The organism is Pedobacter sp. 05L430 (assembly GCF_056397585.1).
In genome coordinates this window covers 1-668 of record NZ_JBFTNT010000600.1, presented here as the reverse complement: position 1 = coordinate 668, position 668 = coordinate 1, and the positions used below count along the sequence as shown (strand labels likewise).

Annotated in this window: 1 protein-coding gene; it reads right to left on the bottom strand. The window is 34.6% G+C overall.

Annotated features, from left to right (window positions below):
• Positions 1–94: 94 nt before the first annotated feature.
• On the bottom strand, positions 95–668 hold a 574-nt coding region (locus tag AC1DG9_RS27550; RefSeq protein ID WP_477635762.1), incomplete at its 5' end, for a hypothetical protein.

Genomic DNA, 668 nt, shown 5'->3' with positions numbered 1-668 from the left:
ATTCAAGGCGAGCACTCCTTTTTACTTTCTAAGTTATATTAAGCTTAATATAGCTTCTTCATTAAACAAAAGGTAATTTTCTATTTGTTTTGTATTAAAGACGCTCATATGCTTTTAAAATGGCATATATAAGCATTCCAAATAAAATATAAGGTACAAGATAGAAAACAAGCATGAAATAACGCCATGCTGAATGCCCCGTTTTAAGCACGTGGTTCAGCCATTCGTAAAAATGTTGGACGCCTAACCAGTCACCTAAGGGACTTATAACTAAAAAGGCGACCATCACTAAGGCAACGATAAAAAACATGGCTGTGATGCCTTTAGTTAAACGATGTATGACTTGATCATATTGTTTAATCACTATTGCGTTGCTCTTCATACGTTCATCAATCATTTTTTTATAATTGTTATTGGCTTGTCGCAGTTCGGATTGGTTGTTTTGAACTTCTTTAACTACGTTTTGTGTATCTGCTTTAACATCTTCTAATTCTTTTTGTATAGCTGTTTGAAAATCTTGTTTTAAATTATCGTTATTAATCCGTTCAATRTAATGTCTCGCCGCGCTTATAAAACGCTTTTGTGCGAAGTCTGTAGCTTGATTAAAGTTCGAGGTCGTGGTCTCGATCGTTGTTAATAATTGGTCGTGACGCTTGTTTCTCTCGTAC